19 protein-coding genes are annotated in these 20,628 nt (G+C 59.5%); 13 read left to right on the forward strand and 6 right to left on the reverse strand.

What is annotated here, in order from left to right; translation table 11 throughout:
* Nucleotides 1-3 precede the first annotated feature (3 nt).
* From maiA to AKL27_RS00700, 4 genes are all read right to left on the reverse strand, one after another.
* On the reverse strand, nt 4-672 hold the full coding sequence (gene maiA / locus AKL27_RS00685) for a maleylacetoacetate isomerase (RefSeq protein WP_050460639.1): 669 nt from the start codon (nt 670-672) through the stop codon (nt 4-6).
* Between the two features lie 2 nt (nt 673-674).
* Nucleotides 675-1,382 carry an NIPSNAP family protein gene (locus AKL27_RS00690; RefSeq protein WP_050460640.1) on the reverse strand — a complete coding sequence of 236 codons (708 nt, stop codon included), beginning with the start codon at nt 1,380-1,382 and terminating at the stop codon, nt 675-677.
* A gap of 43 nt (nt 1,383-1,425) precedes the next feature.
* Nucleotides 1,426-2,196: an SDR family NAD(P)-dependent oxidoreductase gene (locus AKL27_RS00695; RefSeq protein ID WP_050460641.1), complete on the reverse strand. Its 771-nt coding sequence runs from the start codon at nt 2,194-2,196 to the stop codon at nt 1,426-1,428.
* 96 nt (nt 2,197-2,292) lie between these two features.
* Nucleotides 2,293-3,213, reverse strand: a complete 921-nt coding sequence (locus AKL27_RS00700; protein WP_050460642.1) for a LysR family transcriptional regulator — start codon at nt 3,211-3,213, stop codon at nt 2,293-2,295.
* 177 nt (nt 3,214-3,390) lie between these two features.
* Between AKL27_RS00700 and AKL27_RS00705 the strand changes: the two genes are divergently transcribed.
* The 12 genes from AKL27_RS00705 (at nt 3,391) to AKL27_RS00760 (ending at nt 16,766) form a co-directional block, all read left to right on the forward strand.
* Nucleotides 3,391-4,287, forward strand: a complete 897-nt coding sequence (locus AKL27_RS00705) for a BKACE family enzyme (RefSeq protein ID WP_050460643.1) — start codon at nt 3,391-3,393, stop codon at nt 4,285-4,287.
* Nucleotides 4,288-4,301: 14 nt separating this feature from the next.
* A complete protein-coding gene (locus AKL27_RS00710; RefSeq protein ID WP_050460644.1) occupies nt 4,302-6,419 on the forward strand; it encodes an acetate--CoA ligase family protein in 2,118 nt (705 codons plus the stop codon).
* Nucleotides 6,412-7,458 (forward strand): cupin domain-containing protein, encoded by a 1,047-nt coding sequence (locus tag AKL27_RS00715; RefSeq protein ID WP_050460645.1) that lies wholly within the window; start codon nt 6,412-6,414, stop codon nt 7,456-7,458. The genes AKL27_RS00710 and AKL27_RS00715 overlap by 8 nt, the downstream gene beginning before the upstream one ends.
* A complete protein-coding gene (locus AKL27_RS00720; protein ID WP_050460646.1) occupies nt 7,455-8,150 on the forward strand; it encodes a fumarylacetoacetate hydrolase family protein in 696 nt (231 codons plus the stop codon). Before AKL27_RS00715 ends, AKL27_RS00720 begins: the two co-directional genes overlap by 4 nt.
* Nucleotides 8,151-8,187: 37 nt before the next feature.
* A complete protein-coding gene (locus AKL27_RS00725; RefSeq protein ID WP_050460647.1) occupies nt 8,188-9,195 on the forward strand; it encodes a 3-hydroxyacyl-CoA dehydrogenase NAD-binding domain-containing protein in 1,008 nt (335 codons plus the stop codon).
* Between the two features lie 13 nt (nt 9,196-9,208).
* A complete protein-coding gene (locus AKL27_RS00730) occupies nt 9,209-10,006 on the forward strand; it encodes a crotonase/enoyl-CoA hydratase family protein (RefSeq protein ID WP_050460648.1) in 798 nt (265 codons plus the stop codon).
* A 17-nt stretch (nt 10,007-10,023) separates the two neighbouring features.
* Complete coding sequence (locus AKL27_RS00735) at nt 10,024-11,631, forward strand: class I adenylate-forming enzyme family protein (protein WP_198155842.1); 1,608 nt, start codon at nt 10,024-10,026, stop codon at nt 11,629-11,631.
* 15 nt (nt 11,632-11,646) lie between these two features.
* On the forward strand, nt 11,647-12,792 hold the full coding sequence (locus AKL27_RS00740; RefSeq protein ID WP_050460650.1) for an acyl-CoA dehydrogenase family protein: 1,146 nt from the start codon (nt 11,647-11,649) through the stop codon (nt 12,790-12,792).
* A 77-nt stretch (nt 12,793-12,869) separates the two neighbouring features.
* A complete protein-coding gene (locus AKL27_RS00745; RefSeq protein ID WP_050460651.1) occupies nt 12,870-13,619 on the forward strand; it encodes an electron transfer flavoprotein subunit beta/FixA family protein in 750 nt (249 codons plus the stop codon).
* Between the two features lie 2 nt (nt 13,620-13,621).
* Complete coding sequence (locus AKL27_RS00750) at nt 13,622-14,566, forward strand: electron transfer flavoprotein subunit alpha/FixB family protein (RefSeq protein ID WP_050460652.1); 945 nt, start codon at nt 13,622-13,624, stop codon at nt 14,564-14,566.
* Between the two features lie 52 nt (nt 14,567-14,618).
* Nucleotides 14,619-15,800 carry a beta-ketothiolase BktB gene (bktB, locus tag AKL27_RS00755; protein ID WP_050460653.1) on the forward strand — a complete coding sequence of 394 codons (1,182 nt, stop codon included), beginning with the start codon at nt 14,619-14,621 and terminating at the stop codon, nt 15,798-15,800.
* Nucleotides 15,801-15,845: 45 nt separating this feature from the next.
* Nucleotides 15,846-16,766, forward strand: a complete 921-nt coding sequence (locus AKL27_RS00760) for an acyl-CoA thioesterase (protein WP_050460654.1) — start codon at nt 15,846-15,848, stop codon at nt 16,764-16,766.
* An 8-nt stretch (nt 16,767-16,774) separates the two neighbouring features.
* Here the strand turns inward: AKL27_RS00760 and AKL27_RS00765 are convergent, their stop codons facing one another.
* Nucleotides 16,775-17,554, reverse strand: a complete 780-nt coding sequence (locus tag AKL27_RS00765; protein WP_050460655.1) for a glucose 1-dehydrogenase — start codon at nt 17,552-17,554, stop codon at nt 16,775-16,777.
* Nucleotides 17,555-17,584: 30 nt separating this feature from the next.
* Complete coding sequence (locus AKL27_RS00770) at nt 17,585-19,597, reverse strand: oxidoreductase (RefSeq protein WP_050460656.1); 2,013 nt, start codon at nt 19,595-19,597, stop codon at nt 17,585-17,587.
* 75 nt (nt 19,598-19,672) lie between these two features.
* On the opposite strand from AKL27_RS00770, the gene AKL27_RS00775 reads away from it, so the two are divergent.
* Nucleotides 19,673-20,602 carry an SDR family NAD(P)-dependent oxidoreductase gene (locus AKL27_RS00775; protein ID WP_198155843.1) on the forward strand — a complete coding sequence of 310 codons (930 nt, stop codon included), beginning with the start codon at nt 19,673-19,675 and terminating at the stop codon, nt 20,600-20,602.
* Nucleotides 20,603-20,628: the final 26 nt, after the last annotated feature.

Consider the following 20,628-nt stretch of genomic DNA (forward strand, 5'->3'; position numbering starts at 1 on the left):
CGATTATTCCGCGTCCGGCTGTCTGGCCGGCATCGCCGCGCTGAACGCATCCAGCAACTGGCAGTTTTCTACAATACGCATCAGTGTCGGCACGCCCGTCAGATCGCAGTTGAAGCGTTGCGCGTTGAATATTTGCGGCACCAGGCAACAATCGGCGAGTGTCGGGGTGTCGCCGAAACAGTATTTCCCCACCCGCGCATCAGTACTCAACTGCTTTTCCAGCGCCGCCAGACCGAGTCCGCACCAATGCCGATACCAGGCATTTTTCTGATCTTCGTCGAGCTTCAGTTCCTTCACCAGATATTGCAGAACGCGTAAATTATTGAGCGGGTGAATATCGCAGGAGATTGCCAGCGCAATGCTTCTGACCCAGGCGCGGTCTTGGGGGTTGGCGGGCAGCAGTGGCGATTGCGGATAAATGTCATCAAGATATTCAATGATGGCCAGCGATTGCGTCAGACCCGCTCCGGCATCGGCCGCCGGTTGATCGAACAGCACCGGCACCAGTGCGGCCGGGTTCAATGCCAAAAAATCGGCAGAAAATTGTTGGCCGCCATGGCGATTGAGATGAATCGATACCGTTTCGTAATCCAATTGTTTGAGGTTGAGCGCAATGCGGACCCGGTAAGAGGCGGAGCTGCGGAAGTAACCATAAAGTGTTCTTGCTTGCATGTTCAATCTTCCTGATTCCAGTTGATGTCGAAGTCTTGCATCAGATAATGATCGGCACGACCGAGCAAGGGCGCGCCGTTGCTGGTGTGGGCGGTCACAATCCGGTCGTCGAGTCGTGCCAGCACGGCAGTGCGTTGCGCCATATCGGCCCAGTCCACGAACAGCACGATGGCCGGAAGGCTGCAACCGCTCATGACGTCAAAGACGCCATGCACTATGGCGCCGCCTTGCTGCAACAGCGGAATCACGGTATCAATGATTTCGCTGCGGGCGGCCGCCGATTGACCGACGGCGATGGAACGCACCATCATTTCAGCCGTGGCCGGTGGTGTGGCGGATACTGTTCGGGCGACTGCGGATGGGCCGGCATTCCAGTCCAGAATCGCACGCAGGAACCAGATATCGTAACTTTCCACCAGCTCGCTGCCGGCATTGGTCCTGGTACGCGCTTCGGCCCACCCCGGATCGGCATAAAATCCGGCCCAGCTTTTGGTCCGTTGCTGCATGTTGTGCCACGGTGTCAGGTAAACAAACAAGGGGGCGCCGCTACCAAAGGAAACATTCCATGCGGCTGCCGGACGTACCTGATGGCGGCCGAACAGCGGACGCAGGTCATTGCGCACGCGCGCATCCATGTCACGCTGGCGGCCGGATGCGACCCGATAGAATCGCAATTCGTAAAACGGATCGTCCGAGTCTGGTTGATTCATTGCTTTCTCTCTTGAAGTGGAATCTGCTGAAGCCGGGCCCGGTTCATTGCATGCGCAAGCCGCCGTTGACATCGAACGTGGCGCCGGTAATGTAGGACGCCTCCGGCGAGATGATGTAGCTGACCGCAGCGGCGATATCTTCCGGCTGTCCCAGCCGCCCGAGCGGGATCAATGACGTGTCGACAGGCGTGCCGGCCGGAATATTCTTGCGCAGCATCGGCGTATCGATATGGCCGGGAGCGACGGCATTGACGGTAATGCCCAGTGCAGCGCATTCGCGGGCAGCGGCGCGCATGAAGCCAAATACGGCACCCTTGGAGGCGGCATAGTCGGCAAAGCTGTTCTTGGCACCACCGTTCTGTCCGACCACGGAACTGAACAGGACAATCCGCCCATGGGGCACGGCATGTTGCAAACGGCGTCTGACGAAAGCGGCGGCACACAGATAACTGCCACGCGCATTGATGCGCATGCAGGCTTCCCAGCGCTCCAGTCCGGACTCCCAGAATTTGAGCGTGGGCTTGCCCGGAGTGGTCAACAGCACGCCGGCGGCATGTACCAATACGTCAACCGGGCCTGCGGCTTCGGCCTGTTCAAATGCCTGTTCGACACTGGCTTCATTGGCGACGTCCATCACGACGGCACAGTGGTCGTGTCCCGGCAGGGCTGCGGCAATGCTGGCAGCCTGATTCACATCGAGGTCTGCCAGCACTACCCGATATCCTTGCTGCGCCAGTTGCGCGGCGATTCCGGCGCCAATGCCGCCAGCGCCGCCGGTAATCAATACAGTGCGGCGATTGGTATCTGTCTGCACGGGTCTCCTTATTGTTTTATTCAATGCGCTGTTATTAGCTGACTATGTATCAGTTAATGAATTCTATCCAAACTTGGCATGACATGCCAATTGAATTTACATGTTCAGTTTCTCGGCCCCTTGCCAGCCGCCTTCTTGTACCCGTGCCGCAATCAACTCCAATGCCAGGCGCTTGCCTTCGCGTACGGCGATTGAATGGGTACGGGCATCGTTCTCACACAAGGTCCAGGTCAGATGGATTGCACTCAATGGCGACCAGCTCAAGCCGCGCGCGGCTTCCTTGTCGTACAGGGCGCAGCTCGGGACCACCGTATGTGCATGGCCGCTGCGCGCCAGCGTCAGGCACAAGGTCAGGGTATCTACCTCGGCGGCAATTTTGAAAAACAAATTCTTGCGTGCCAATGCGTGTTCAATCTGCAATCGCAATCCGTTCGGCCGGCTGGGCAGCACCAGTTGTTTTCCATCGAGTGTGCTGACCGGTAAAAATTGATTGGCCCGCAGGCCGTCCTGTTCGGTCCCGACATACATTGCGGGCTCGCGAATCAGACTGGTCTGGCAATAGCCGGAGGTGGGGTTGGTTTGGAATGGAACGATAGCCAGATCGAGCAAACCGGCTGCCATATATTCACGCAACAGATTGCTGGCGCCTTCATACACGCGCAGTTTGATGCCGGGTGCATTGGTAATGATGCGGGCTGCGAATTCCTGCGTAAATACTTGATGCCATGACGGCGGAATGCCGATGCTGAGCAGGCCGGTAGCATGTTCTCCCATCTGCTCTTTGAGAATCGACAACTGTCGCAGAATGGGCCGGGCCCGGTCCGCCAACAGTTGTCCAGCTTCCGTCAACTGCACGCCGCCATGTGACCGGGTGAACAGCGCGACCCCCAATTCGCGCTCCAGTGCCGCCATATGACGCGACAGCGCCGGCTGCGACAAACGCAGTTCATTGGCCGATTTAGTGATGCTGCCCATTTCGGCGACACGGAGGAAATATTCCAGCGGGAGTGAATTCATGGTCGGCGGTCATGCAAAAAGTGGATGACAAATATAAAAACTAAACATTGTTCGGATGCCCTCGAAAAATTTATGATACCTCACATAACTGATGATGTATCATTTATTTAAATTGACCGGAATGCGAAGACGCATTACCGGTTCATCACGAGAACCACAGATAAGGAGACATAAAGCATGGCTGCGCGCAAAATTATCGTGACCATTGCCCCGACAGGCGGCATGGCCAGCAAGAAACAAAATCCCCATTTGCCGACTCAGCCGCAAGAAATTGCGGATGACGTTTATCGCTGCTACAACGCCGGTGCCAGCGTGGTCGCGGTACATGCGCGCCGTCCCGATGATCAGGCCACCTGCGACCCGGCGGTATATACCAGTATCAATCGCCTGATCCGCGACAAGTGCGACATCATCCTGAACAACTCGACCGGTGGCGGTATCAATGGCGACATGGTGCATCCGGTCGGCAACAGCGAGTACTGGGAAATTCGCTGGGAAGAGCGGCTCAAAGGCTTGGAAGGCGAAGGCGTCGAGATGTGTACGCTGGATGCCCAGACCGTGGTGGCCAGTTTTGGTGATCGTGAAATTCTGGTGCCGACCATGCCGTCGCGTATCCGTCAACTCGCCAGCATGATGCAGGCGCGCGGCATCAAGCCGGAGTGGGAAGTGTTCGGTCTGGCCGATATCGTGCAGGACGTGCCACGCATGATCGGAGAAGGATTGGATCAGGCGCCGTACTTTGTCAATATCGTGCTCGGCGTCAATGCATTCCAAGGTGCCTTGCCCTATACGCCGCGTCTGTTGCAGACCATGGTGGATCACTTGCCCAAGGATTCGGTTTTCAATGTCAGCGCGATTGGCGCGGCGCAATTGCCGGCCGCCATGAATTCCTTGCTGCTGGGCGGTCACGTGCGGGTCGGTCTGGAAGACAACCTGTACTACGCTCAGGGCGAATTGGCGACCAACGTGCAGTTGGTGGAGCGACTGGTGCGACTGGTGCGCGAGATGGGTTACGAGCCGGCTACCCCCGACGAAGCACGTGAAATCATGGGCCTGCGCCCGCTTACTGCCTGAGATCGGGGAATGACGTGGCAAGCAACGAGTTAAATCAGATCCGTCGTACCAATTTGCAGCGCTTGTTCAATCCGAAGAGTATTGCCGTCATCGGCGCCTCCGCCGATCTGAGCAAGGCCGGGTCGCAAGCCTTGCTATCGCTGAAAAATTTCCCGGGCAAGTTGATGGCGGTAAATCCGAAGGCCAGCGAGATTCTCGGCTTTCCTTGCTATCCCGGTGTCAGTGAGTTACCGGAGGCGGTGGACCTGGCGGTACTGGCAATCCCGGCCGTGCATTGCATACGGGCAGCGGAAGAGGCTGCCCAACGCGGTGTCGGTGGCATCTTCATCATCTCCGGCGGCTTTGGCGAAGTCGGTGGCGATGGTGCGAGGTTGCAACAGGAACTGGCAGACATTTGCCGCAGGACCGGTTTGCGTTTGCTGGGACCGAATACCTCCGGCTTCATCAATCCCTATCTTGATTGCGTAGCCAGTTTCGTACCGGGAGTCGATCAGCTGCGGCGCGGCAACGTCGCGGTCATCGCGCAATCGGGTGGCGTCAATCTGACGATCAGTTTCCTGATTGATCATCTCGGTCATGGCATATCGCTCGCTGCCGGCCTGGGTAATGCAGTCGATGTCAGCGCCGCAGATGTGTTGCCGATGCTGGCCGACGATCCGCATACCACCGCCATCGCCCTGCATCTGGAAGGGGTGCCGGATGGCCGTCGTCTGTTCGAAGCCGTACGTGCGGCCACCGCCGTCAAGCCGGTGGTGGCGCTGGTGGCGGGCAAGAACGACATTGGCGAATTTGCGGTATCACATACCGGCAATTTGATGGGGTCGCACCAGCGCACGGTGTCGGCACTGATTCAGGCCGGTGCGGTGGTGGTCAATTCGACGGAAGAGCTGGCCCAGGCTGCAGTGCTGCTGGCGCAGGGGCGTTTGCCGGCAAAACAGCACCCGGCAATTGCGCTGGTGACGGGGCAGGCCGGTCCGGGGCTGTTGATCATGGATGGCCTCAAGAGTGCCAATGTTGCAGTTCCGGAGTTAAGCCCGCCGGCACAGCAGGAGATCGCCCGGCATTTGCCGCCGATGACATTCATCAAGAATCCGGTGGATACCGGCCGCCCCGGTGCCGGATTCGGGCGCGTGGTGGAAGCGGTGGCGCAGGCTGACAACATTGATGCGGTACTGGTCTACTCATTGAGCGAGCCGGCCGTGCTTGATCCGGTGACGGCACTGGCTGCCGCCAAGGCTTGCGGCAAACCGGTGGTATTCGGCACCCTGGGTTTGCCGGCCGATGTGGAGCCGACGCAGGCGGCGTTGCGCGAGGCGGCGATTCCCTGTGTTCTCAGCCCGGAACGGCTGGTACTGGCGGGCAGTGTCCTGGCAGCGGATGCGCAAGGGCGCTGGAACCAGACCCAACGCAGCGCCGCGGTTCAGATTCAGACCCGGCCGCGCATTCATCGCACGCCGGATGAAAGTACCGCCAAAGAGTTGTTGGCCGGTTACGGCATCCGTAGTCCGCAGCGCGTGTTATGCCACAGCCGCAGCGAAGCACAGCAGGCATTTGAACAATTGTCCAAACCGCTGGTAGTAAAAATAGCGGCGGCGGACGTGCCGCATAAAACCGAAGTCGGCGGCGTCCATCTGCATATTCGTGATCGTCAGCAGTTTGAGGCGGCACTTGATGCCATCGCCAACATACCGACCCGCGATCCCGGAAAAGTGCTGGTCGAGGAAATGGCCGCCGATGGCGTCGAACTGATTGTGGGCGGCATACGCGACGATTCCTGGGGTGTCGTGCTGATGGCCGGCATCGGCGGTGTCATGGCCGAAGCCATGGCTGACAGCAGTGTGCGGCTGGCGCCGGTGAGTGATATCGACGTCAGCAACATGCTCGGCGAATTGCGCGGCCGCAAGCTGCTGGATGGTTTCCGCCATTTGCCAATATGCAATCGCGATGCCATCACCGCGGTAGTCAAGGCGGTTGGTCAACTGATGCTGGAGCACCCGGAAATCGCTGAACTGGAAATCAATCCGTTGCGCGTCAATGCCGACGGTGCGCTGGCGCTGGATGCTTTGGTGGCGCTGGCAGCCTCTGAAGAGGTGGCGGCAAACGTCAATTTGAAAGGACATGAAAATGAGTAATCTCGGACGCGTCGAAGATCTGCCGAAAGACTATTACGACGGTTTGGTGTCGCGCAATACGCTGCCACTATGGCCGGCGCTGCGGGCAATGCTGCCGCATGGGATTCCGGCGCGGCGTACGCAGCCGGTGATGTGGCGCTATCAGGACGTGCGCCCCGATCTGATCAAGGCCGGTGAACTGGCGCCGATTGAAAAAGCGGAACGACGCGTGCTGGTGTTGTGCAATCCCGGTCTGGGTCTGCAAAACATGCAGGCTACTGCCAGCATTTATATCGGCTTGCAATTGATCTTGCCGGGCGAGACTGCGCCCAACCACAAACACACGCCGTCTGCGGTGCGCTTCGTGATCGAGGGCAGTGGCGGCTTTACCGTGGTCGGTGGTGAACGTCTGCCGATGGAAAAGGGCGATCTGATTTTGACGCCGCCCGGACTCTGGCATGAGCATGGACACGAAGGGCAAGGGCCGGTGATATGGATGGATGCGCTGGACCTGCCGTTGATTTACGGCATTGACGCCTCCTACAGCACCGAAAGCAAAGGATCACAAGAACTGGTGAAACAGGAGGGCGACTGCAATCAGCGTTTCCGTCAAGGCGGCGTGATTCCCTACAGCTCGCTGGACCAAAAGAAAAGCGCCTATCCGCTGTTGCGCTTCCCATGGAAAGAAGTTCGCGCGTCGTTGCATGCGCTGGCTGAAGTCACCCCCAAGAACCAATTGGTGCAACTGGCTTACGTTAATCCGGAGACCGGCCAGGAGTGTCTGGCGACCCTGGGGTTCTCGGCCATCTATCTGCGTCCGGGTGAACAGGTCAGCTTGCCGCGCCGTTCTGCGTCTGCCGTCCTGCACGTGGTGCAAGGGCAAGGCCAGGCCACCGTAGATGACGCTGAACACAGCTTCGGCGATGCCGATACGCTGGCCATTCCTACTCACGCCCGTTCTACGCTGCGTAATACATCCACACGGGAGCCGGTCTATCTGTTCATGGTAGATGACGCTCCGCTACATCGCAAACTTGGTATTTATGAGGTTTTTGAATGACAACTTATCTGTTCCCGCCATCCCCGATTCCCGCCATTCCGGTCGCCGGCAGCAATGACCGCTATCCGGTGCGGCGCATTTTTTGCGTCGGCAGAAATTATGAAGCACACGCCAAAGAAATGGGTGTGCAAGTGGACCGTGAAGCACCGTTTTACTTTACCAAGGCGGCCGACACCTATGTGCCATCAGGCGCCAGCATCAGCTATCCGCCAGGCACCAGCAATTATCACTATGAGATGGAACTGGTGGCGGTCATTGGCAAGGCTGGCTTCGAGATCCCGCGCGAGCAGGCGCTGGAGCATGTGTTCGGCTATGCATGCGGCCTCGACATGACGCGCCGCGACTTGCAACTGGCAGCACGTGAACAGCGCCGGCCATGGGATCTGGGGAAAGATGTCGAACAGTCTGCCGTGATTTCGGCAATCGTTCCGGCGCAGCAATGCGGCCATCCGAGCAGCGGTGCAATCGAATTGCGCGTCAATGGCGAACAAAAGCAATCATCTGATTTGTCGTTGCTGATCCATGGCATCAGCGATCTGATTGCACATCTGTCCCGCTACTATCACCTGACGCCAGGCGATGTGATTTTCACCGGTACGCCGGAAGGGGTCGGCCCGGTAGTGGCGGGTGATCATATCGCCGGTTCGATTGCCGGTCTGGGCGACATCAGCCTGACCATTCAGGCAGCCTGAGCGGCTCCGGTCGGATTCCAAGAGCCCAAAGGATGATATGCAAAGCACAATCAATAACATAGTTCGCATCTCACCCGAGAGCGTAGTCAAGGTCGGCATCATTGGTACCGGCGCGGTAGGTGCCAGCTGGGCAGCCCTGTTCATGGCACATGGCATGCGTGTGCTGGCTTATGACCCGGGGCCGGAGGCTGAACGCAAGGCACGTGAATTCATCGCCCAGGCATGGCCGTCGCTGATGCAATTGCTGGGGACGCCGGACAAGGCGATCCCGGAATCCTCTTTTCTGTTTTTGCCATCGATTGCCGAGGTCGCCTCCGAGGCCGATGTGATTCAGGAAAACGGTCCCGAACGGCCCGATCTGAAAGCACAGATCTTGTGTGATATTTCGACTCACGCCGGTCCGGAAAAAGTGATCTTGTCGAGCACCGGCGGTATCCCGCCGAGTACCTTGCAAAAATCCTGCCGGCATCCGGAGCGATTTGTGGTGGCGCATCCGTTCAACCCGGCACATCTGATTCCATTGATCGAAGTGGTAGCCGGAAAAGAGACCGCCGCCGAGGTCACGGATTGGGCCATGGCATTTACCCGCCGCGTAGGCAAACACCCGATACGTTTGTTGCGGGAAGCCAATGGTCACATGACCAACCGCCTGCAGTTCGCATTGCTGCGGGAGGCGGTGCATTGCCTGGCAGAAGAAATCGCCACGCCGACCGACATTGACGATGCAGTGCGCTATGGACTGGGTCCGCGCTGGGCATTGATGGGCGGTTTGCTGACCATGCATCTGGCCGGCGGCAATGGCGGCATGCAAGGCATTCTCGATCATGCCGGAAAAGCCATTGAGGGATGGTGGGAAGCGCTGGGGCAGCCGCAACTGGATGCCGCCACCCGCCAGAAGTTGTTGCATGCGGCAGAGGAGGTTGCCAACGGCCATTCGATTCCGGAGTGGGTTGAGTGGCGGGACCGCAATCTGGCACGCGTGGTGCAGTTGATCCGGCAAGATCCGGAGCCGGTTGCATTGATACCGGCCAACGAAGAAATATAGAGCGGAGAAAAAAATGACAGCAGCAAGCACGATAGGAGCAATTCCTGAATGTATTCAACTCACTCAGGATGAAGGCACATTGATTGTGCGTATCTCACGGCCGGAAAAACGCAACAGTCTGAGTGATGAACTGGTACTGGGGTTGTCCGCCTTGTTTGCCGCGTTGCCGGCCAGCGTCAGCGCCGTGGTGTTGCATGGCGAAGGCGATCATTTCTGCGCCGGTCTCGATCTCAATGAAGTCAAGGAAGGCACCTTGAAAAAAGGTTTGCAAACCTCCGCCATCGGCCAGCGTCTTAACGATCTGGTGCAATACTGTGCGGTGCCGGTGATCGCGGTATTGCATGGCGCCGTCATTGGCGGCGGTCTGGAACTGGCTTGCGCTGCGCATATACGCGTGGCTGAGCCATCGGCTTTTTATGCCTTGCCTGAGGGCGTGCGCGGCATCTTTCTGGGCTCCGGCGGCTCGGTCCGCATTCCGCGCCTGATTGGTACCGATCGCGTCATGGACATGATGCTGACGGGCCGTACCTATGGCGCCGAAGACGGATACCGGCTGGGTTTTTCCCAGTATCTGGAACCCGCGGGAGAAGGCTTGGCGAAAGGTCTTGAGTTGGCCAGAAAGGTTGCGCAGAATGCGCCGCTGGCAAATTATGCAATTTTGCAGGCGTTGCCGCATATCGTTGAACAAGACCCCGCGAGCGGATTGATGACTGAACGTCTGATGACCACGCTGGCTGCGTCCGATGAGGAAGCCAAGCAAAGGCTCAGGGATTTTCTTGAGCGCAAGATGAATAAAGTGGCGCATCACTGATGTCCGGGGCAGCGAAAGTGACAGCCAGGCCTGACAGCGGCACGCCTGAGAAATTCCGGGTCTGGAGCGAGTTGTGCGAATCGCTCGCGACCCGTTTCGCAGACAAGACTGCATTCATTAATGTCGATGGCAAGGCGTTGAGCTTTGCCGGGTTCGACTTGCGGGTCAACCGCATCAACAATGCCTTGGCTGCCCAAGGTTTGCGCAAGGGCGACCGGGTCGCCATTCTGGCCAAGAATTGTACCGAGTATGCCGAGGTCTATGGCCTCGCCAAAACCGGACTGATCGTGGTGCCGCTGAATTGGCGGCTGACACCGCCGGAACTGCTGGCATTACTGCATCACAGCGCGCCGGCGGCAATTGTGGTTGATCAGCAGCATTTGCCGGTGATCGCCGCATTGCGGGAGCAATTGCCGTCGGTATCGGTATTCATCGCTCTCGGTACTGCGCAATCAGGCAGTGCAGCGCTATCGGGATGGCAGGATTATGAACAGCTGCTGACGGCGGCCTCAGATGCGCGGCCCGGTATCATGCTGGCGGCTGACGACGTGGCCTGTCTGATGTACACCAGTGGCACCACTGGCGCACCCAAGGGCGTGGCGATCACGCAGCGCGGGATTCTCGGCAACGTTCATGTATCGGCAGATCTGGTGTTGCATCTGCAACCGGAAGACCGGACGCTGGCGGCGATGCCAATGTTCCATGCCGGTGGCATGTGGTATCACCTGCATCCCAGCTATGCCGCCGGCTGCACATCGGTGCTGATGGCCGGCTTCGATGCCGCGCAGGTGCTGCGCAATCTTGCTTTGCATCGGATTACCAATGTCCATCTGGTACCGACCATGATCAATGCGCTGCTCGCCGACCCGGCCATCGGACAGGTTGACTTGCAGCATCTGCGGCTGATTTTCTATGCGGCATCGGCGATTCCTCTGGAATTGCTCAAGCGCGCGCTCGATACCTTCCAAGGATGCGACTTCATTCAGTCTTACGGCTCCACCGAGGCCGGAATGATCACCGATCTTTCCGCTTCGGATCACGTGCGCGCAAGCAGCGGCGAGCGCCAGGATTTGTTGTCCTCGTGTGGTCGGCCGGCACCGGGAAATGCGATCCGGGTGGCGGCGGACGACGGTCGCGCATTGGCGGTTGGCGAGATCGGTGAAATATTGATTCGCGGCCAAAGCATGATGTCGCATTACTGGAATAACCCGGATGCCACCGAAAAGGCCTTTCTGAGTGGCTGGTTTTGCTCAGGTGACCTTGGCTATCAGGATCAGGATGGTTATCTCTATCTGGTGGATCGCAAGAACGACATGATCGTCACCGGTGGCGAGAACGTCTATCCGAGCGAAGTCGAAGCAGTCTTGCGTGCTGATCCCGAAGTGGCGATGGCAGCCGTGTTCGGCGTGGCCGATCCGGTCTGGGTTGAACGCGTGGTCGCCAGCATCGTGCTCAAGCCGGGCTCGCGCCGCAGCGCCGCCGAGATCCTTGCCCATGCACGGCAACATCTGGCGGCCTACAAATGCCCCAAGGAAATCCATTTTCAGCAGCAATTGCCGCTCAATGCCGTGGGCAAGGTATCCAAGAAGGACTTGAAACAGGCCTTCAGCAATCAGAACCAATGAACAGGAGCAATTCCAGTGAACCATCTTCAAGACGACGTAAAGGAATTTCGCCATCACCTGGCGCGCTGGGTCGATGAACGCTTGATTCCTCAGGCGGAACATCTGGACGAAAACAGCGAATTTTCATTCGAGCTGTTCCGCGAACTGGCCGGGCTCGGCTATTTTGGCGTGATGTATCCGGAAGCCTCGGGCGGCACCGGCATGCCGTTTCCGTACACCTGCTTCACGATTTTGTGCGAGGAACTGGCGCGCGGATCGATGGGCTTTGCCGCTGCGGTCTGCATGCAGGGTTCTACTGCCACCCACACGATTCATGAGTGGGGCAACGACACCCTGCGGGAAAACTATTTCATGCCGGCGATGCGCGGCGAAAAGATCGGCGCGTTTGCTATTACCGAGCCCAATGCCGGGTCCGACGCCGGATCTCTGAAAACCCGGGCGGTCAAGGTGGACGGCGGCTATGTCATCAACGGCAGCAAGATATTTACCTCTAACGGTACGGTGGCGGACTTCATTACCGTAGTGGCCACCACCGATCCGTCCAAGGGCAGCAAGGGACTGGAACTGTTCATTGTCGATACCAAGACTGACGGTTTCAGTATCGGCCGCAAGCTGGATAAATTCTCGGTGCGTTGTTCCGATACCGCCGAACTGGCATTCAACGATGTGTTCGTGCCGGATGCCCACTGCATGGGCGACGGCACCGGCGGCGGTTTTCTGAAGGCATACAAGTCGCTGACCATTGATCGTATTTTTACCGCCGCGCTGGCGCTCGGCAATGCCCGCGCTGCTTACGATGCTGCCTTGCGCTATGCCGGCGAACGCAGTCAGTTCGGCAAGCCGATCGGGAAATTTCAGGCAGTTCAGTTCAAGCTGGTCGACATGTTGGCGCAACTTGAGCAGGCACGCTTGTATACCTATCACGCCTCGGCATTGGCAGATAGCGGGGCCCCGATCACCAGCGAGGCGGCATTGGCAAAGATCATTGCCGGCGATGGCTGTAATGAGGTGTGTCAGAAGGCGCTGTCGATTTTCGGCGGTTACGGTTTGATGAACGAATATCCGGTGCAACGGTTTTTACGCGACTCCTACTTCCCGATGGTGGGCGGCGGCACCAGCGACATCATGCGCATGATCGTCGCGCGCCAGATCGGATTGTGACGGCGCCCTATAGTTAACGTGCCGGCCCGACAGGGCGCATCAAGTCAAATCAAAAGCAATTCCCGCAAGGAGATCAAATGAAAGTGCTGGTGGCAGTAAAGCGCGTTGTGGATTACAACGTCAAGGTGCGGGTCAAGTCCGATGGCAGTGCTGTCGAATTGGCCAATGTAAAAATGTCGATGAACCCGTTCGACGAAATTGCCGTCGAGGAAGCAATCCGCTTACGTGAATCCGGACAGGCGACGGAAGTGGTGGCGGTTTCCGTGGGTGTGGCGGCCTGCCAGGAAACGCTGCGCACGGCCATGGCAATGGGCGCCGATCGTGCCATTCTGGTACAGACAGACGAAACACTGGAACCGCTGGCCGTGGCCAAGCTGCTCAAGGCGGTTGCCGAGCGTGAGCAACCGGGCCTGGCGATCCTTGGCAAGCAAGCCATCGACGACGACGCCAATCAGGTCGGGCAAATGCTGGCAGCGTTGAGCCGCTGGCCGCAGGCAACCTTTGCTTCGCAGTTGCACATTGCCGACGGCAAGGCCAGTGTCACGCGCGAAGTCGATGGCGGGCTGGAAACCGTGGAGCTGAAGCTGCCGGCCGTGGTCACCACCGATTTGCGCCTGAATTCGCCACGCTACGTGACCTTGCCCAACATCATGAAAGCCAAGAAGAAGCCGCTTGAAACGCTGACGCCGCAACAACTGGGCGTGGATGCAGCGGCGCGTCTGAAAGTGATCAGGCTGGCCGAACCGGCAGTGCGCAGCGCCGGCGTCATCGTCAAGGATGTGGCGGCACTGGTAGAAAAACTCAAGAATGAAGCGAAGGTGATTTGAACATGGCCGCATTGGTAATAGCTGAACACGATAACGTGACTCTCGACAACGTGACGTTGAATACGATTGCGGCGCTGGCCGCATGTGACCCGGAAGTGCATGTGCTGGTCGCCGGCGACGACTGTGCCGGCGTTGCCGTTCAGGCCGCTGCTGCCGCAGGCGTGCGCCGCGTATTGCTGGCACAGGCGCCGCATTTCAAGGAGCGACTGCCGGAAAACCTGGCCGCGCAAGTGCTGGCATTGGCAGCCGATTACGGCTGGCTGGCGGCTGCGGCCACGGCCGTGGGCAAGAGCACCATGCCGCGCGTAGCGGCCTTGCTGGATGTCAATCAGATTTCCGAAATCACCCGCGTCATCGACGGCAACACGTTCGAGCGCCCGACCTATGCCGGCAATGTGATTGAAACCGTGCAAAGTGCCGAGCGCATCAAGGTGTTGACGGTGCGTCCTACCGGATTTGATGCGGTCGCCGCCAGCGGCGGTCTGGCTGCCGTGGTCGACATCCCGTCAGTGGCACATGTCGAGGGCTCGCAGTTCGTGTCGCGCGTAACGGTAAAGTCGGACCGGCCGCAACTGGCCGGCGCCGGCGTGGTGGTATCGGGCGGCCGCGGGCTGGGCAGCAGCGAACAGTTCTCGCAGGTGCTGGAGCCATTGGCCGATCAGTTGGGAGCCGCACTGGGTGCTTCGCGCGCGGCGGTTGACGCCGGCTTCGCACCCAACGATTTTCAGGTTGGTCAGACCGGCAAGGTAGTGGCGCCGCAACTCTATGTGGCAGTCGGCATTTCGGGGGCTATCCAGCATCTGGCGGGCATGAAGGACTCCAAGGTGATTGTCGCCATCAACAAGGATCCGGAAGCACCGATTTTCCAGGTGGCCGACTATGGCCTGGTGGGCGACCTGTTCGAGGCGGTGCCGCAGTTGTTGCAACAGTTGCAGCAAAGCGCCTGAACCGGCGGCAATCGAAAAGCAGCGCAACGCATATCAGAAAAGGAACAGTGAGATGAAGCGGGAAGTCGTGGTCGTCAGTGCAGTACGTACTGCCATCGGGGATTTTGGCGGTGGACTGAAAAATCATGCGCCAACGGCGCTGGGCGCAAAGGTGATTGCCGAGGCCCTGGCACGCGCCGGCGTCAGCGGCAACGATGTGGGCCAGGTCGTGTTCGGCAATGTCATCCATACCGAGCCGCAGGACATGTATCTGTCACGCGTTGCCGCCATCAAGGGCGGCGTGACTGAGCAGGCGCCGGCGTTGACCCTGAATCGTTTGTGCGGCTCCGGGCTGCAGGCCATCATTTCCGCCGCCCAGAGCATTCTGCTTGGCGATGCCGAGATCGCCGTCGCCGGCGGCGCCGAGTCCATGAGCCGGGCGCCGCATCTGGCACCGGCTGCGCGCTGGGGAACGCGCATGGGCGACAGTCATTTGATCGATATGCTGATCGGTGCGTTGCAAGATCCGTTTCATGCAATCCACATGGGTGTGACCGCCGAAAACGTGGCAGAGCGTTATGGCATCTCGCGCCAGCAACAGGATGAACTGGCGGTCGAGTCGCATCGGCGTGCTGCCGCCGCGATTGCCGAGGGGCGGTTTCGCAGCCAGATATTGCCGGTCGTGAGCGCTTCGCGAAAAGGGGAGGTTGTATTCGACGAGGATGAGCACGTGCGTCCCGGCACCACGCTGGAACAACTGGCGGCAATGCGCACCGCATTCCAGAAGTCCGGCACCGTGACTGCCGGTAATGCATCGGGCATCAATGACGGCGCTGCGGCACTGGTCTTGATGGAAGCCGGTGAAGCGCGTCGGCGCGGACTGACGCCGATGGCCCGGTTGGTCAGTTACGCGCATGCCGGGGTTGATCCGAAATACATGGGCATCGGCCCGGTACCGGCCACCCGGCAAGCGCTGGAGCGCGCCGGCCTGAGCGTGGCCGAGCTCGACGTGATCGAGGCCAACGAAGCATTCGCGGCGCAGGCCTGTGCCGTGGCAAATGAACTCGGTCTTGATCCGGCACGGGTCAATCCGAACGGCTCCGGCATTTCCCTGGGCCATCCGATTGGTGCCACCGGCGCCATCATCGCGGTCAAGGCGCTGTATGAATTGCAGCGTAGTGGCGGCCGATATGCCTTGACCACCATGTGTATCGGCGGCGGACAAGGAATCGCCGCGATTTTCGAACGGATGTAAATGGCGTCATGCGGGTAATTTCACATCCATGCAGCGGGAGACGATATGCAGGAAAGCACTAATGACACAGCGGCCTGGAATGGTCTCGATATCGACGGCCTGTTGCAGTTGCGTCCGGAATCGTCGCGCGGCGGTCAGGCCGATGCCGGCAGCAGTCATTTTCAGAGCCGGTATCACGATCATAACGGCAACGGCAGAATCTTTGGCGGCCAGTTGCTGGGGCAGGCGCTGGCGGCGGCACAGGCGACACTGATACAGCCGCGTCGCGCTACCGCCTTGCAACTCATCTTTGCGCAGGGCGGGTTGATTGGTCCGCATATCGATTACCGCGTGCGTACCCTGCAGGAGGGAAAACGCTTCTCGACACGCCATGTCGAAGCCACGCAAGGCGGCCGTATCCTGATCAGTGCCCAGATCAGTTTCCAGAGCGAACAGGATGGTCGCGAATATGCAGCCCGGCCGCTGGCGTTGGTGCCGGCGCCGGAAGAGTTGAGCGAGTTACCGCAATTGATCGCTGACCTGCAAAGTCAGGGCCGTCATCCCGACTGGCAATGGATATCGCGTCCCGGCCTTGAAATCAGAATGGTCGAAGCCGAACGTCATTTCACCGAATCGCATGGTCCGGCCCGTATTTCTTACTGGATCCGTACCCGCCAGCCGTTACCGGATGCGCCGGCAACACAGGAGGCGGCGCTGGCCTATCTGAGCGACTACTGGCTGATTTCCGCCGCGATGACGCCGCATGTCGCGCTCAAGGATGCGCTGGATCATTTTTATGTCGCCAGCCTTAACCATTCGCTGTGGTTTCATCGTCCTTGCCGCGCCGACGAGTGGTTGCTGTTTTCTACCGAAAGCACCAATGCTGCGGGGCAGCGCGCGCTGACCAATGCGCGCATCTATGACCGCCACGGCACGCTGGTTGCGTCGGCTTCGCAAGAATGCCTGCTGGGCGACCGCAACCAATGAGCTGACGCTCAGGCCAGCAGGAAGCCGCCATCCACGGTGATGCTGGCGCCGTTGGTATAGCTCGACGCCGACGACGCCAGATACAACGCCGCTCCGGCCATTTCATCCGGCTGGCCCAGCCGCCCCATGGGCAAGCGCGGCAGCAGTGCTTGCATGGCTTCCGGGTCTTGCAATACCGGTGCGGCAAAACGGGTTTCGGTCGGCCCCGGCACCAGTGCATTGACGCGGATGCCGCTGCCAATGCATTCCTGGGCGAAGGCCAGCGTCATCGAGAGGACCGCCGCTTTCGACACCGAATAGATGCCTTGTCCCATGCCGGGCATGATGCCGTTGACCGAGGCGACGTTGATGATGCTGCCGCCGGCGCCATGCAACGCCATCAATCTGGTACCGTGCACACAACTAAAAAAATAACCGCGGACATTGACGTCCATGGTTTTTTCATACACCGACAAGCTGGTCTCGACAATCGGCCCCTGATAGGGATTGGCAGCAGCGTTGTTGACCAGGATGTCGAGGCGGCCATGCTGCTCGCCGATGGCGGCGAACAGGGCTTCGATCTGTGCGGTGTCGCCGATGTGGCAGGCGTGCGCTTGCGCGCTGCCGCCGGCGGCGACAATCGCCGCCACGGCCTGGTTGCAGGCTTCCTGTTTGCGGCTGGCAATAATGACGTGCGCACCATTGGCGGCAAACGCCTTGGCTATCGACAAGCCGATACCACGGCTGCCGCCATTGATCAGCGCAATTTTTCCTGTCAGGTCAAGCAGAGGGTTGGGTGTGATTGTCATGCGAATCCATATCGATCAAAAGTAATGCCATCAGCAGGCAAGTTCGGAAGCTGGTGCGGCGGTAGCGCAAATGGCGACCACTGCGCCGTATGCCTGATTGACCGCATCGCCGATGCGTCCGCCGCGCCGCGCATCGCCAATGGCGGTCACGGCGATACCGGCGTCGATCAGTTGCCCGATCAGTGTGGTATCCGGCTTGCGTCCCTGAGCCACCAACAGGCCGGCACTGGCCAAGGTACTGAGCAGGCCATCGGCGCTGCGCAACTGCAGCGTGCCATCAGCGCTGATGGCCTCGATGGTCGTGTTGTCGAGGATGCGAATCGACGCATTGCCTGCCAGCCGCGTGCGCAGCACGCCGCGATAGACTGACTCCGCCGAGCGCGCCAGGTCACGTGCCGCAGAGCGCGAGATCAGTACCACCTGATAGCCACGCTGGCTCAGGTATTCCGCTGTTTCGCAACCGGTTTCGCCACCGCCATAGACCGCCAGCGGCAAGGCACCGGGCGGCGGCAGGCTTGAGCTGTCGCCCATCAGCAATTCGTAAGCGTCGAGTACCGCCGGGCCGTCAATGCCTGCGATCGGCAAGTGCACTGCATGGGCGCCGTTGGCAATCACGGCAATGGCCGGCCGGTCTTGGCTGATCAGGCGAAAGTCGGCGCGCGTATCGAGCATGACGTTGACATTACTGTGCTTGATCTGTTGTTCCAGATAGTCTTGATACCAGCCCAGTTTTTCCTTGAACGGTGGCGCCGCCGATGCAATCAGGCCGCCACCCAACATGCTGCGTGCTTCATACAGATCAGTGTTGAAACCGGCTTGTTGCAGCATTAATGCGGCTGCCATGCCGCCCGGACCGCCGCCGATGACAACGGCCCGCTGCCCGCGCAACTGGCCGGCATCGGGAATGGCATCCAGTTCACGACCGGTACGGGGATTTTCGGCGCAAGCAATATGGCCGCCTTCACCTGCGTGCATGCTGATGCAATAGTTGCACGAGGTGCAAGGACGAATGGCAGAAACTTCGGCCCGCTGCACCTTGTTGACCCATTCCGGATCAGCCAGCAGCGGCCGGCCCAGCGCAATCAGGTCAGCATCACCGGCGGCTAGGGCGCGCTCGGCGGTCTCCGGCCAGCGGATCTGGCCGACGCCGATCACCGGCACATCGACGGCGGCGCGGATGCGTTTGGCATAGGGCAGGCGCCATCCTTCGGGGGTCGACATCGGTTCAATCACCTTGTCGAGACCGGTCCAGCCGGTGCCGATGGACACATGCAAAGCCGAGGCACCGGCTGCCACCAGCAACGGCGCAATACGCTCGGTGTCTTCGATGCTCAGTCCCTTGGGGCTGAACTCATCTGCCGACAAGCGGTAGATCAGCGGCTTGTCACCCAGGGCTTGCTTCACGCGGGCGATCACGCGGCGGGCGAAGTTGAGGCGGCGGTCTTCATCGCCGCCCCAGAAGTCGTCGCGCTGGTTGGTCATCGGTGACAGGAACGAGGTCAACAGATAACCATGGGCACCGTGCAGTTCGAGGGCGTCGTAACCGGCCTTGACGGCGAGGTCGGCGGTGCGGCCAAAACACTCGATCAGCGCTTCGATCTCGTCGTGGCGGAGCGCACGCGCGGCCAGTTTGGCCGGGTCCTTGCGCGATACCACGTCGCTCGGCGCAACGGCGATGCCGTCTGCCAGCAAGCCGCGCACCGCGCCTTGTCCGCCGTGCTGCAGTTGCAGGCAGGCAGCAGCGCCAGCGCTCTTGATGGCTTCCACCAGACGCTGATGGCCGTCCAGGTTGGCGGCATTCTCCAGTGTCATCTGACGATGTTCGGATCTGCCAGTGGCCGCATCGACGCAACAGAATTCAACAATGATCAAGCCGACGCCACCTTCTGCCCGGGCGCGATAGAACGCGATCTGGCGTGCACTGACGGCGCCGTTGTCGGCGCTGAGATTGGTTGACATCGGCGCCATGACGATGCGGTTGCGCAAGTTCAGATTGCCGATCTGCATCGGGCTGAACAAATGGCGGTACGGGGAATTCTCCATCTGGTTTACCTAAACGATTGTGAGATATGGAAATGCAACGTTGTGCTTACGTGCTTATGTTCTGGGGTCGCGCCAGTGACGCATATCAATGTGTTCGAACGCTTGACAGTGCATCGAAACAAGATCAATATAAATGACGAAGTATCAGTTTTAAGTAAAAACAGATGCGCGTCAACTGAAATAACACAACGACCCGACAGAGGGGGAGACTTGGGAACACGATATTCAGGAAAAACGGTGCTGGTGACAGGTGCCGGAAGAGGCATCGGTCGCGCCATTGCCGAGGCGTTCGCCGATGAAGGCGCCGCGGTGGTGGTGTCGGCCAGAACGCAAAGCCATGGCAATGCAGCGGTGGCCGCGATCCTGGCGCGCGGCGGCAAGGCCAGCCTGGTCGGAGGCGATATCTCGGACCCCGAGGCGGTCAAGGCAATGTTCGAGCAGGCGGTGAGCCGCCATGGCGGTGTCGATATCGTCGTCAGTTGCGCCGCCGACAATGGCCATGGCCTGGTGCTGGACATGCCGGAGAAAGATTATGACTATCTGGTGAAAAGCAATATCCATGCGCCGTTCTGGATCGCGCGCGCGGCAGCGCCGCATCTTTCCAAAGCGCAAGACAAGGGGCGGCTGATATTTATTTCATCGGCCACCGCCAATCGCACATATATGCCCGGCATCATTCCGTATATTGCTTCCAAGGCATATCTGAACGCGTTCGCGCGCGGCCTGGCGCTGGAGCTTGGACAACAGAACATCCTGGTCAATGTAGTGGAGCCGGGAATGATTGCGTCAGATCGGATGAAGGACAAGGTCAGTGACGAGCAGGCGGCGCAGATTGCACAGAATTTTCCGGTGCCACGCCCGGGGCTGCCTGCCGACATCGCATCGGCGGTGCTGTACCTGGCTTCACCCGAGGCTTCCTACATGACCGGGTCAAGCATGCTGGTCGATGGTGGTGTCAGCATGGTAGCGTTGACAGGCATGTCCGACAAACTGACGAAACGATGACGACGCACAAGCTGGCTCAATCGAGG

The sequence above is a fragment of the Herbaspirillum autotrophicum genome, assembly GCF_001189915.1.
Lineage (GTDB): Bacteria > Pseudomonadota > Gammaproteobacteria > Burkholderiales > Burkholderiaceae_D > Herbaspirillum > Herbaspirillum autotrophicum.